This window comes from Flavobacterium sp. FG139, assembly GCF_057809695.1.
In genome coordinates this window covers 55,058-69,266 of record NZ_JBMDKL010000007.1, presented here as the reverse complement: position 1 = coordinate 69,266, position 14,209 = coordinate 55,058, and the positions used below count along the sequence as shown (strand labels likewise).

The following is a 14,209-nucleotide window of genomic DNA, read 5'->3' as shown; positions in this document are numbered from 1 at the left end:
AAAATTAGTATGAAAAAAATCTTTACAATAGCCTCATTGTTTAGTTTTGTATTTCTATTTGCTCAAAATGAAGTAGGCAAAAAGGTGCAAGAATTAGAAAAACAAAGAACAAATTTTAAGCCGTTTTCGGTTTTACAGGTTACAGTTGCGCCACAGTATAATTTTGATAAAGTAGTTGAAAACGCTACAATCGCTACTATTAAAAACACCGTAGTTAATGATATTGTGGCCCATAAATATCCGTTTATTGAGTTAACAATTCCCTACAACGGTTCGATGGTAACTCTTGACATGTATCAAGTTAATTTGTTTGCCGAAGGATTTCATGTGGATACCGACAAAAGCAAAAACATAGCTTATGAAAAAGGAGTGTATTACCGTGGCATCGTAAAAGGCGATTATAATTCTATTGCCTCGTTTAACTTCTTTAATAACGAATTGAACGGATTGGTTTCTAATGATGAATTGACCAATTTGATTATAGGTAAACTCGGAAAAGAAGGAAATAACTCCGATTATATTGTCTATTCGGATGCTAATTTCAAAATTGCAAATGATTTTCAATGTTCAGTAAAAGACGATGAATCGCAACCTACACCTAGTTCAAATCCAACGCAAAGAGATATCAATAGTACGCGATGCGTAACCATGTATTTTGAAGTAGATTATAATTTGTTTCAATCAAACTCCAGTAATACAACAACTACTACTAACTGGATGACTTCGGTTTTTAATAATGTGCAAGCTTTGTACAATGCCGATGGGATAACCATTTCGTTGAAATCAATGTACATATGGACCACTCAAGATCCATACGAAGGTGTTGGAACTACATCGACAGCTTATTTGTATAAATTTAATGAAGTTAGGCCCGTATTTGATGGTGATGTTGGACAGCTTGTAGGCATTGATTCTGGAGGATTGGGAGGAGTAGCGGTTGGAATTAACGGATTGTGCTCTCAAAATAATTTCAGCTATTCGGATGTGAATTTTACCTATATTTCTGGTAATTTACCAGCAATACCAACCTATTCTTGGACAATTCAAGTGATTACCCATGAATTCGGACACTTATTAGGTTCGCCACACACTCATGCTTGCGTATGGAATGGCAACAATACCGCTATAGATAATTGTGCTTCTTCGGCACAAGGTTCTTCTGCCGAAGGATATTCATGTAGAACAACTCCTTTAACCATTCCATCAACTACGGTGAAAGGAACCATAATGAGCTATTGCCATTTGGTTTCAAATGTTGGAATAAAGTTTAGTAATGGGTTTGGACCTCAACCAGCTGCTCGTGTTTTGGCCGCTGTTAACGGAGGAACTTGTTTAAGTACCGATTGTGTCAACACGTGTATAAATACGATTTCATCTATTGATATTACTACTGTTTCTCCAACCTCTGCAGTTATTACCTGGGTAGATCCAGGAACATTCACCGCATGGAACATTAGGGTATATCCTTTTGGTGGAACCGCAGGCGCTTGGATACCTGTAACTACCAACAGTTATAATGTGACTGGATTAACACCAAACACCTACTATGTTGTTGATGTGAGTCCGAGTTGTACGGCTGGTTTACAAATAGGCGGTAGACAATTGATTTTTGTAACGGCAGGTGATTTTTGTAATGGCCTTCAATATACTGATTCTGGTGGTGTTGCAGGTGATTATACCAATCAAGAAACGGTAGTTAGAACCATTATACCAAATGTTCCTAATAATGCTATTGTGCTTACATTCACTGCTTTTTCATTAGAACAAGATTATGATTATGTATATGTGTATGATGGAAATACTACTGCTGCACCTGATTTAAGTGGTGGTGGATTTACTGGAACTACAATTCCAGGACCTTTTACTTCTACAGCAGCCGACGGGTCTTTAACGGTTAAATTCTATTCAGATCAAGGAGTAGTTGATTCGGGATTTGTGGCCAACATTTCGTGTACGCCAAATTTAAGTGTCAATAATTACAATGGTTATGTAGATTTTAGTTACTACCCAAATCCAACCAATGGTAAAGTACAAATAACCGCTAAAACACCAATGGATCAGATTTCGGTATACAATGTAACAGGACAATTGTTGTACAACAACACGATAAACGACTTAAATACAACAGTTGATATTTCGTCTTTTGCTGTGGGAACATACTTCTTTAAGTTAAAATTTGACGGAGATCAAGAAGTGAATTTTAAGGTGATGCGTAAGTAATACGTTCGTTATATAAAACAAAAAACCATCTACTACTAGATGGTTTTTTTTGTGGGTATAATTTTGGTTATTATGGTTCTCGATACATTTTATGTTGCGTTGCACGGCACAAAAAAGATGCGAAGAGAAGGGAACTGTTAATTTTTAACACATCGTACCGAAAGCGCACTTTTCTTTAAAGCACCACTTCGCACCACATTATCATTAAGATAATTGATACTTCTTGTCCAAGCTAAATCTACGTTAGCCGTCGCGCTCCAAAAATAAGCTACTTTAGTTTTGTCTTTGAATAAATCGGCTAAGGTATAGGTATTGGTAGCTACATAATGGAAATTCAAATAACCATCACCACCCGGAAGTGCGGTAAAGCCAGATTGGTTAGAGGTATAGGTATTGGCAGAAGCGGTCCAGTAGGTAGTCGCATCGTCTTTAAGTTTTCCACCAGCTACATTTTCGCCGCCTAAAAAGGTAGTTAATGCCGTCCACTCTGTATCGCTTGGAATGTGCCATCCAGTAGGAGCTAACCCTCTAGGGTCGTTGATAGCATACCAGTTGTATAGTTTGCCATAAATTGGTCCGTTGGCAGTATCATTTTCATAATAACACCACGCTCCAGTAGTTAAGGCGTCCCATTGAGTTACATCGGTTACTTGCGGAATTACGTCACCATTTTTGTATTTACTTACGTCTAAGTTTTTCTTCATCCATTCTTTACCATTAATCACTACAGAAGGGTAGGTTTCGCCATCAATATCGGTAACGCCATTTCCATTGGTGGCTAACATTCCCAAAGTGGTAAATGCTATTTGTGCCCCATAGACAGTGCCTTCTGCATTGGTAGCATAGGCTCTTGCATAATAGGTTGTATTGGCTAACAAAGGCGTCATAGGTACTGTAAACGTACCTGCATCGGCACCAAGAGTACCCGCAGTGTGTGCTCCTGAAATAGTTGGGTTTTGAAAAGTACTCCAACATACACCAACAGCCGTAACGGCACTACTTCCGTAAGAAGTAATAACACCAATGCAATTGGCTGAGGTAAAAGTGACGTTTAAAACGCTATAGGTTTGCACTTTTAAAGTAGCAGCATCTCCGTTGATGTCAACATTAGGATCGCTACTACTGCAACTGAATAGTAAAATTGAGGCTAATGATAAGAATAAAAACTTTTTCATAGTTAAAACATTTTTAAGGCAGGATAGGATACAAATATAAATAAATACATTTAGTGTACAACACTTTCTGCTTTTTAGGGAAATGTGCAGGGATTAACAACTTGGTTTAGGGTTGTAATATGCTTCTTTTTGTCATTCTGAGGCACGAAGAATCACATATGCTAAATACAAAGGATTATGGAGCTACTTGTGTGATGTTTCCTTCGTCAACATGACAAAGTATATGGGGTTTATATTCTATTCATCAACTCTAAGGCTTTGTTAATGCTTTTTACATTTTCAAAAGTCAATAACAAACGAAGGCCGTTTTTGGTATCTTTTTCTTTCATTTTGCACAAGTTGCTGTTGAGTTGTACAAACTGCACCATTTTCATAAAACGATTGGATTGGTAGAAATCGCTTTGTTGGTCGCCCACAAAGTAACCGACCATCTTGCCTTGTTTCATCACCAGTTTTTCAATACCAATACTGGTAGCTTTCCACTTGATGCGAATGCTGTTGAGTAAGGCGAGTGCTTCTTTAGGCAATGCTCCGAAACGGTCGATTAGTTTTTGTTCGTATTTGAGTAAGTTTTCTTCGTCTTTAATCAACGCTAATTCATTGTAAAGCGTCAAACGCTCGGTCACACTATTAATGTAGTCGTCTGGAAATAGTAATTCAAAGTCGGTGTCGATTTGTAAGTCTTTGACGTATTCTTTGGTTTCAATGTTGTTTTCAACTGGATACAAGTCTTTGAATTCGTTTTCTTTCAACTCTTCAATGGCTTCGTTCATGATTTTTTGATAGGTATCAAAACCAATATCGTTGATGAAACCACTTTGTTCGCCACCTAATAAATCGCCGGCACCACGAATCTCTAAATCTTTCATGGCAATGTTAAAGCCGCTTCCTAACTCGCTAAATTGCTCTAAAGCATGAATACGTTTTCTAGCATCATCAGTCATAGCCGAATAAGGCGGTGTGATGAAATAACAAAATGCTTTTTTATTGCTTCGTCCCACACGACCGCGCATTTGATGCAAATCGGACAAGCCAAAATTATTGGCGTTGTTGATAAATATGGTATTGGCATTAGGAACGTCCAAACCACTTTCGATAATGGTGGTGGCAACGAGTACATCAAATTCACCATTCATAAATGCTAGCATCAATTCTTCTAGTTTCTTACCATCCATTTGACCGTGGCCTACACCCACACGAGCATCCGGCACTAAGCGTTGAATCATTCCAGCTACTTCTTTGATGTTTTCAATGCGGTTGTTGATGAAAAATACTTGTCCGTTGCGTTGAATTTCATACGAAATGGCATCGCGAATCAACTCTTCGTGAAAACGAACAACATTGGTTTCAATAGGATAACGGTTGGGCGGAGGTGTCGTAATAACCGATAAATCACGCGCCGCCATTAATGAAAACTGTAAGGTTCTTGGTATTGGTGTTGCCGTTAGTGTTAACGTATCAACATTAGCCGAAATGGTTTTGAGTTTGTCTTTTACATTCACGCCAAACTTTTGTTCTTCGTCAATAATCAACAAGCCTAAATCCTTAAACTTTACGTCTTTGTTGACCAGTTGGTGGGTGCCGATGATAATGTCGACACGGCCTTCGCCTAATAATTTTATAGTTTCCGATTTTTCTTTGGCGGTTCTAAAACGGTTGAGGTAATTGACGGTTACTGGCATATCTTTCAAGCGCTCTGAAAATGTTCGGTAATGTTGGTAGGCTAAAATAGTGGTGGGTACCAAAACTGCGACTTGTTTGCCATTATCCACAGCTTTGAAAGCCGCACGAATAGCGACTTCTGTTTTACCAAAACCGACGTCACCACACACCAATCGATCCATCGGGCGATCGGTTTCCATATCGGCTTTTACGTCTTGTGTTGCCGTAATTTGATCGGGTGTATCTTCGTAAATAAAGGAACTTTCGAGTTCTTTTTGTAAATAACTGTCGGGCGCACAAGCAAAGCCTTTTTCCAATCGGCGTTTGGCATACAGCTGAATTAAGTTGAACGCAATGTGTTTGACGCGCGCTTTTGTTTTTTGCTTTAGAGCCTTCCATGCGCCCGAACCAAGTTTGTAAATCTTTGGTGGCGCACCGTCTTTACCGTTGTATTTTGAGATTTTGTGTAACGAGTGAATGCTTACATACACAATGTCATTATCGGCGTAAACGAGTTTAATGGCTTCTTGGGTTTTGCCTTCGACTTGTATTTTTTGCAAGCCGCCAAACTTTCCAATTCCGTGATCGATGTGCGTTACATAATCGCCAACGTTAAGCGAGGTTAATTCTTTGAGCGTGATGGTTTGCTTCTTTGAATACCCGTTTTTGATGTTGAATTTATGGTAGCGTTCAAAGATTTGGTGGTCGGTGTAGCACGCAATTTGGTTTTCTTCGTCTATAAATCCTTGAAATAATGGAAAGACAACCGTTTTATATTGTTTGCGAATGCTTTCGTGGTTTTCTTCATCAATTTCTTCAAAAATATCATGAAAACGATTTGCCTGATTTTCGTTGGAACAGAACAAATAATTCTTGATGCCGTTGAAGTGGTTTTCACCCAAATTGTTCAATAACAAATCAAATTGCTTGTTGAATGACGGCTGCGGATGAATGTGAAATTCGATGGTTTTATCGATGCTAAATGTAGGAGCATTGCTTAGTTCAACCACAGAAAAGTTCAATGCTTTCTTCAAAAATTGTTTTTGATTTACAAACAATTCTTCGGGTGCCACATGTTTGACAGTGGCGTCCAATTTGGCAAACGCTTCGGTAGCTTTAGCAAAAAGTTTGTCGAGTTGTTGCCCAAGCAAATCAGTATTTTGAATGAATAAAACTGTTTTTTGATCGATGTAATCTAAAAAACTTTCACGGTTTTCTTCAAAGAATTTATTTTCAACATTCGGAATAATAGCAACCTTTTTGAGCTTTTCTATCGACAATTGCGTTTCTACATCAAAGCTTCGAATGGAATCGACTTCGTTTCCAAAAAACTCAATACGATATGGATGGTCGTTAGAAAACGAAAACACGTCTACGATTCCGCCTCGAACCGAAAATTCACCTGGTTCGGTTACAAAATCGACGCGTTTAAAATTGTATTCGAACAACACTTCGTTGACAAAATCGATGGCTAATTTATCGTTTACGGATATTTTGAAAGTGTTCTTTTCGAGTTCTTTTTTGGTGACTACCTTTTCAAAGATGGCTTCGGCATAGGAAACAATCAATGCTGGTTTTTTACGCGAATTGATGCGGTTCAATACTTCAGCACGCAACAAAATATTGGCATTGTCGGTTTCGTCAATTTGATACGGACGACGGTACGAACCCGGGTAAAACAAGACATCTTGATCGTTGATGAGTTGTTCTAAATCGTTTAGGTAGTAAGCCGCTTCTTCTTTATCATTGAACAAAAGCAGCAAGGGCAATTCTGATTTTTCAAAAACCGATTGAATGACAAATGACAACGCCGAACCCAATAACCCTTTGGTGTTTATTTTGGTGTCGCGTTGTTCTAAAGCATTGGCTAAAAGTTGGACTTTGGCCGATTTTTGGTAAACCGAAGTAACGTTATTTTTACTCAAACTACTATTTTTGAATTGGTGTATTCGGAATGGCTCGGGTGGTATCTTTCATTTTGATTAAATCCGACTCGCCTTCTTCCTTTGGAATTTTACTTCTCTTTACAATTTCTTCCATTTGCAACTGCAAAAAGTCTATTTCGGTGTTGATTTCACCAATAAGCTTCACCACTTTGGCATCGGGAATTTGGTTCAAATGAATGAACAAATCCATCGATTTTATTTTGGTCGTGATTACAGCAATTCGAGCTTTAACTTGTGGTTTGTTGAATTCACCAGGAATATTCACATTCAAATCGACTACTTTTTTAGACAAAACAGAAGCTTTCTTTTGAAAAGCACCAATCGTACTTTTAGGTTTTTGATTGATTTCAGTTAAAAAAGTGCGCCATTCCATCCAATTGTTCACGATAGCTTGTGTATCCGGTTCGATGGGTGAAATATTGAAAACCCAACCGCGGTTGATGTTGTTAAAAACCACCTCTTTTTTCTTGGCTTCTTTTTGTTGTTCGACAAGAAGTTGTTTGTTGTCGTTTTGACACGAAACAAGCACTAAAGAAAACAGGAGCAGGGTTATCAATTTCAACTTCATCAGAAGATTATGGATTAGATTACAAAAATACAAAAGTAGTAGTTTTGTTTTAGAGATTTTGTGAAAGGATTTATAAATGTTGAGCGTGTTAAATTGTGGTTACTTCCAAAATAGAATACCGAAAACGTTATCTTTGTACTACAAACTAAACAAACTATGACGACTAAAATATTAATTATTGGGGCTTGTGGACAAATAGGTACCGAATTAACTACCAAACTTCGAGCGGTATATGGCAACGACAATGTCATTGCTTCCGATATAAGAAAACTCAACAACGACATCGTAAACAATGGAATTTTTGAAGTTGTAAATGCTCTTGACTACAATCAGATTGAACATTTGATTGAACAATATCAAATAACGGATGTGTATCTTATGGCGGCCTTATTATCGGCTACAGCTGAGAAAAATCCGGCGTTTGCTTGGGATTTAAACATGAATTCGTTGTTTCACGTATTGAATTTGGCGAAAGCTAAAAAGATTAAAAAAATATTTTGGCCATCGAGTATAGCGGTTTTCGGACCCACTACTCCGAGACACAATACCCCGCAATACACTATTATGGAACCTACAACCGTGTATGGGATTTCTAAACAAACAGGAGAACGTTGGTGTGAATACTACCATCATCAATATGGGGTTGATGTACGTAGTATTCGGTACCCAGGATTGATTAGTTGGACGACCGAACCAGGTGGTGGAACGACAGATTATGCCGTTGATATATACCATAAAGCCATTGAGCAAGGTACGTTTACTTCGTTTCTTTCGGAAAACACCGAATTGCCTATGATGTATATGGATGATGCTATTAAGGCTACCATTAGTATTATGCAAGCGGATGCTGATGCGATTAAAATTCGTTCGTCCTACAATTTATCGGCGATGAGTTTTACACCAAAAGAGATTGCCGAAGAGATTCAAAAACACTATCCCAACTTTACCATAGATTACAATCCCGATTTCCGTCAGAAGATTGCGGACAGTTGGCCTGCTTCTATAGATGATACTAATGCTAGAGAAGATTGGGGTTGGCACAACGATTTCAATATTGAAAACATGACCGTCACCATGTTAGAGAACTTAAAAAAGCAGAAAAAATAATATAAAACAAAAGCGCTACCCCAAGAACAAGGTAGCGCTTTCTACTCTAAACAAAAAACTCTATTGTTGAACAATCGGAGCTCTTAATGATTCTAGTACCGCAACAACATCAGCATAAAGTTGAGTATTAGCAGCAACACCGTTTTGTACGGCTGCAGCCCCAACATATCCTTCAAATTTATCGTAGTTTGCACTAGTAGACTTTACACCCATTCTTGGATTCATGGCTGGATTGTGAGCCACAGCCATTGACATTCCTGAATATACATTTACAGCATTTGTTCCTCCTGTATTGTACGAGAAGAAATCGGTTAAATTGTCAACCAATTCAGCTAAATTAGTAGTATTACCTGCGCCAACTTCACCTAAAAGTGGTGCAAAATGAGCACTTAGATTCCCTGGAGCATTCGATTGAACGTCTGCTACAATTAATCCTACCGTTGTGTTTACTACTTTACGATAGCTCAAACGTCCTGCTTCGATCATAACTCCAGCTGCTGCATCTGGATCTTGAACCAATGTTGTTCCGCCTAATCTAGCATAGATTGATGGAGTTGCTGGAGCTGGGTCTTCATTATCTTTACTACAAGAGGTGAAAACGGAGGCTCCAATTACCAATGCACATAGTGCGATTTTTGAAAACTTAGTCATAATTTAAATATTTAAAAGATTAATTAAATGTGTTTTGTACCAATTTGGTAAATTTATATTTCCAACTGTCTTTTTTCATTACAGGACAAACCGGTTGGTTCATCATATTAGCAGGAAGTATGAAACGTTGTGCTTTGTAGTTGCCTTTAGTCATTAATTCATTATATACCTTTTTGGAATCGGCAATTCGATTGTCATGAAAATAAACCACTACATTTCTTTTTACGATGATTTCACTTTTTACTCCAGCTATCGAATGTAATTTTTCTTTAATGTCGATAGTGCTTAGGGAATCAAAAGGTTTGTCAAAGTCAATACGACTCACCTGAATGGTGGCGTTTTCTTTCGGCTTGGCTGTAGCAATGTGGTACACCAAAATTACAAACAACACTAGGAAGGTTCCTAAAATGCTGAATAATGCGATTTTTACTTTTCTATGGATTTTCATTTGTTCTTGTGTTTGTTCTTGTTTTATGGATGGAGTTACGAGAAAAGGAAGTGGTTGGTTTTTTAGAACATAAAAAAAAGCCCCAATAATGGGACTTTTAACAGTTTTTGTAGTATAATTAGTTCTTTTTAAGCTTTTCAATTAAAGCATCTTCTATAGGAGCCTTGGTTTTTACGACTTCGTTGGTAGTGTCGTTTGGAATAGTCATGGACAATACATAATGTTGAATCATCCATTTGTTTTTAACTTTAATCAACACGCCCGAACCGCGACAAATTTTCATTTGGGTGTTTAACAATTCATCAAACCAAGCGGTTTTGCCGTCTTTAGCGAAATAAATATGCCTTTCTAAGGCGGTAAAGTTCCATGCTTTGCCTTTGTCAAAATAGGGTTTGGCAAACTCTTGAAATTGTTTTTTATTCCAATTTTCAGTAGCATCAGTGCCAATAAAAATGGCGTCGTCACTCAAAGCATTAAAATAGTCGGTATAGTTGGCGTTAGCTGCAGCTTTGTGCCAATTATTGAGAAGGGTGTTAATTTGTGTTTCGTTATTTTGAGCAAAACCAGAAGCGATGCAACACAAGAGTAGGAGTAAACACTTTTTCATAATCTTAAATTTTTATAAAAATACAAAAAAATAGGATTGTTATTGAAATTGATAAGTTTGTTGGTTTTAATCAGAACTTCTCTCCATGTTGCGACATGTCCAACCCTAAATCTTCTGATTCTTCGGTTACGCGAAGTGGAATGACGAAGTTGGTTGCTTTGAATAGTACAAATGCGCCGCCAAATGTAAATGTAGATACTAATACTAAAGCCATCATGTGATGGCCAAACACATGCCAACCGCCATGAAGTAAACTTGCATTTTCTCCTTGAGCAAAGATGGCTGTTAAAATCATACCCATAATTCCGCCTACACCATGACAAGCAAATACATCTAAAGTATCGTCAATTTGTTTTAATTTTTTCCAATACACCATTTTGTTAGAAACAATGGCACCAATAAAACCAAAAAAGATACTCTGTGGAATGGTAATGTATCCAGCGGATGGTGTGATGACCACCAAACCTACAACGGCTCCAATACACGCACCAAGAGCCGACACTTTTCTACCATTTAATCGGTCAAAAAACACCCATGTCATCATGGCTGATGCTGATGCGATAGTGGTTGTAGCAAACGCCATTGCTGCGGTTGCGTTGGCGGCTAAAGCTGAACCTGCATTGAAACCGAACCAACCGAACCATAACAAACCAGTGCCTAATAAGACAAACGGAATGTTAGTTGGAATGTGTTCGTTGTTTTTTCGTTTCCCTAAAACAATAACTCCGGCTAATGCTGCAAAACCTGCACTCATGTGCACTACTGTACCTCCAGCGAAATCCTTTACGCCAAAGTAGCTACCCAACAGGCCGTGAGGATGCCATATCATGTGGCACAAAGGCGCGTAAATACATAACGTAAACAAACAAATAAATAAAAGGAAGGAGATAAAGCGAATGCGTTCGGCTAGGGCTCCGGTAATGATTGCAGGTGTAATTACAGCAAATTTCATTTGAAAAAGGGCAAAAAGGACGAATGGTATGGTTGGCGCCATGGTTTTATGGGGTTGCATTTCAACTTGATCAAAAAAAGCAAAGTCCAACGGATTGCCAATGAGTCCGTAGTGGGTATGGTTGATGGTAATACCCAGTGGATTGCCAAAAGACAAGCTAAAACCAACGGTTACCCATAACAAGCTTACTACTCCCAAGCAGATAAAACTTTTAAGCATGGTTGAGATGACGTTTTTCTTGCCCACCATACCGCCATAAAAAAACGATAGACCAGGAGTCATCAACAGGACCAAGCACGAAGCAGTGAGTAACCACGCTACATCGGAGGTGTTGATGGTGTCTGTTGTGTTAAAATTAGTACCAGCCGATTGGTGTTGCCAAAACAAACCAGTAAAAGCCACTATGGTAATGATGATGAAAGCCGATATCCAACGTTTTTCTAGCGCCATTTTTATTATAATTTTATATAACCCCTAAAATATAGGGGTAAAATTAAAAAAGAATGCCAATATAAACTGTTTTTAATATAAAAAAATGGGGTGTATATTCTATTTTTATCAAAAAAAAGATATTGTCTGTGTTTTTTTGATGTTTTGAAAAAATTAGATTGTTTAATCTGATAATGTTTTAATAAAAAAACCCAACATCGCTGCTGGGTTTTTACTGTATAGTGGTTTGGGTTTACCAAATTTTTACACGTTTGTCTGGTGCCAAATATAACGAGTCTGTTGGCTTTATGTTGAAGGCTTCGTAGAATTCGGGTACGTTGCGTACTACACCGTTGATGCGGAATTTGGCAGGCGAGTGTGGATCACCAGCTACTTGACTGCGCAGTGATTCTTCGCGTTGTTTGTCTAGCCAAACTTGTCCCCAACCTAAAAACACGCGTTGCATGCCAGTGTAACCGTCCATTTTGGGAGCTTCTTTTCCGTTAAGGCTCATTTTGTAGGCTTTAATGGCAATGCTCAATCCACCTAGGTCACCAATGTTTTCACCAAGGGTAAAGGCACCGTTTACATTCAAGTCTGGAAATACTTTAAAGCCATTATACTGAGCTACTAAAGCAGCAGTTTTAGCTTTAAATGCTTTTAAATCGGCTGGAGTCCACCAATCACGCATTACGCCATCGCCATCAAATGTAGCGCCTTGATCGTCAAATCCGTGTCCAATTTCATGTCCAATTACGGCACCAATACCACCATAATTTACAGCGTCATCGGCTTTTAAATTAAAGAACGGAGGTTGCAAGATAGCGGCAGGAAATACAATTTCATTTAATGATGGATTGTAATAGGCATTTACGGTTTGTGGTGTCATGCCCCATTCGGTTCTGTCTACAGGTTTTCCTAATTTGTTTAGCATACGATTGTATTCGAATTCAGTAGCTCTTTGCGCATTGCCATACAAATCGTTTTTTACTACTTTCAAGGATGAGTAGTCTCTCCATTTGTCAGGATATCCAATTTTAATCATGAATTTATCTACTTTAGCCAAGGCTTGTTTTTTGGTGGCCGGACTCATCCAATCTAATTTTTTGATGCTTTCGGCATAAGCTTTCAAAAGATTTTTTACCAATACCGTCATGCGTTCTTTGGCTTCTGGCGAAAAGTGTTTTTCTACATACACTTTACCTACAATTTCGCCTAAGCTGCTGTTTACATTGTTTACAGCTCTTTTCCAATCGTCTTCTTGTTTTTCTGTTCCGTACAATACTTTACCATAAAATTCAAAGTGCGCTTTGTCTAAAGAAGTGGTAAGATGTGTAGCTGTATTATTAATTAAACTCCATTTTAAATAGGTTTTCCAAGTATCTAATGGCGTATTTTTGATGATGTTGTTCAAGCTTTTGGTATATTCAACTTGCGAAACCACCACAATTTTTTGTTTTTCAATACCAGCCTTAGTTAGCATGGCATTCCAGTCAAAATCGGGCATTAACGTCTTTAAATTCTTGATTTCGTATTTGTTGTATAATTTAGCGGTTTCACGTGTCAACTCTTTAGTCATGTGATTTTGTGCTAAAGTAGTTTCCAATGCCATAATTTTAGTAGCACTTTCTTTTGCATTTGGCATGCCACTTAATTGGAACATGTTTTCAATGTGTGCTATATATTTGGCACGAACGTCTACCATTTTAGCATCATTTTGTAAATAATATTCACGTTCTGGAAGTCCTAAACCACCTTGCCAAGTCATTAAGGTATATTGATTCGGGTCTTTAAAATCTTGAGTTACCGATATAGAAAAAGGCGATGCAAGTCCAGTTCTGTTGGCTACACCAAAAAAGGCAGCCAAATCTGAATAATTAGCAATAGCATCGATGGTTTTTAATTCGGGTTGAATAGGACTGATTCCTTTGGCGTCACGTTCTTTTCTGTTCATATAAGAAGCATAGTAGTCGCCAATTTTTTGTTGGTCGGAGCCTTCGGCAAAACCACCTTTTGAGGCTTCTTCAATTATAGCTTTAACGTCTTTTTGCGATTGATCATACAACATGTCAAAGGCTCCATAAGAAGATTTGTCGGCTGGAATTTTGGTGTTTTTCATCCAAGTCCCATTAACATATTCTTGAAAATTGTCACCAGGTTTTACGAGAGTATCCATGTTTTTTTTGGTGATACCCGAAACCAGTGGTTCTTTTTTCTCGCACGATACCATCAGTATGGTGGCGGCAAACAGTGTGATTTTAAAGTTCTTCATAAGTGTTAGTATTAGTTTGTTTTGTAAATGTAGTGATTTATTGATTAGTTGTTGGTATGGCGTAATTGTTACAGCAACTGTTGGAGTTCTGTATTTTGATGGTTTGGTGATAAGCAACAACAAAAGCCCCAATCCTTAAAAGTTGGGAGCAGCGTTTACTTTTGTGCTTTTG

General features: G+C 38.0%; 10 protein-coding genes. 2 read left to right on the top strand and 8 right to left on the bottom strand.

Annotation, left to right across the window (positions count from 1 at the left end):
* The first annotated feature begins 9 nt into the window (after window positions 1–9).
* Window positions 10–2,220 carry a M12 family metallo-peptidase gene (locus tag ACODSI_RS07450; RefSeq protein ID WP_488916209.1) on the top strand — a complete coding sequence of 737 codons (2,211 nt, stop codon included), beginning with the start codon at window positions 10–12 and terminating at the stop codon, window positions 2,218–2,220.
* A 137-nt stretch (window positions 2,221–2,357) separates the two neighbouring features.
* Here the strand turns inward: ACODSI_RS07450 and ACODSI_RS07445 are convergent, their stop codons facing one another.
* The 3 genes from ACODSI_RS07445 to ACODSI_RS07435 all read right to left on the bottom strand — a co-directional run bounded on the left by ACODSI_RS07445 (window position 2,358) and on the right by ACODSI_RS07435 (window position 7,571).
* Window positions 2,358–3,395: an FISUMP domain-containing protein gene (locus ACODSI_RS07445; protein ID WP_488916208.1), complete on the bottom strand. Its 1,038-nt coding sequence runs from the start codon at window positions 3,393–3,395 to the stop codon at window positions 2,358–2,360.
* A 230-nt stretch (window positions 3,396–3,625) separates the two neighbouring features.
* Window positions 3,626–6,982: a transcription-repair coupling factor gene (gene mfd, locus ACODSI_RS07440; RefSeq protein ID WP_488916207.1), complete on the bottom strand. Its 3,357-nt coding sequence runs from the start codon at window positions 6,980–6,982 to the stop codon at window positions 3,626–3,628.
* A gap of 4 nt (window positions 6,983–6,986) precedes the next feature.
* On the bottom strand, window positions 6,987–7,571 hold the full coding sequence (locus tag ACODSI_RS07435; protein ID WP_488916206.1) for a hypothetical protein: 585 nt from the start codon (window positions 7,569–7,571) through the stop codon (window positions 6,987–6,989).
* A gap of 156 nt (window positions 7,572–7,727) precedes the next feature.
* On the opposite strand from ACODSI_RS07435, the gene ACODSI_RS07430 reads away from it, so the two are divergent.
* Window positions 7,728–8,678, top strand: coding sequence for an NAD-dependent epimerase/dehydratase family protein (locus ACODSI_RS07430; RefSeq protein ID WP_488916205.1), 951 nt, complete (start codon window positions 7,728–7,730; stop codon window positions 8,676–8,678).
* Between the two features lie 60 nt (window positions 8,679–8,738).
* Here the strand turns inward: ACODSI_RS07430 and ACODSI_RS07425 are convergent, their stop codons facing one another.
* From ACODSI_RS07425 to ACODSI_RS07405, 5 genes are all read right to left on the bottom strand, one after another.
* Complete coding sequence (locus ACODSI_RS07425; protein ID WP_488916204.1) at window positions 8,739–9,329, bottom strand: globin family protein; 591 nt, start codon at window positions 9,327–9,329, stop codon at window positions 8,739–8,741.
* Window positions 9,330–9,348: 19 nt separating this feature from the next.
* Entirely contained in the window at window positions 9,349–9,777 is a 429-nt protein-coding gene (locus ACODSI_RS07420) for a hypothetical protein (RefSeq protein WP_488916203.1), read from the bottom strand.
* Window positions 9,778–9,895: 118 nt separating this feature from the next.
* Window positions 9,896–10,384: a nuclear transport factor 2 family protein gene (locus ACODSI_RS07415; RefSeq protein ID WP_488916202.1), complete on the bottom strand. Its 489-nt coding sequence runs from the start codon at window positions 10,382–10,384 to the stop codon at window positions 9,896–9,898.
* A 70-nt stretch (window positions 10,385–10,454) separates the two neighbouring features.
* Entirely contained in the window at window positions 10,455–11,786 is a 1,332-nt protein-coding gene (locus ACODSI_RS07410; protein ID WP_488916201.1) for an ammonium transporter, read from the bottom strand.
* 232 nt (window positions 11,787–12,018) lie between these two features.
* Window positions 12,019–14,037 (bottom strand): M13 family metallopeptidase, encoded by a 2,019-nt coding sequence (locus ACODSI_RS07405; RefSeq protein WP_488916200.1) that lies wholly within the window; start codon window positions 14,035–14,037, stop codon window positions 12,019–12,021.
* Window positions 14,038–14,209 lie beyond the last annotated feature (172 nt).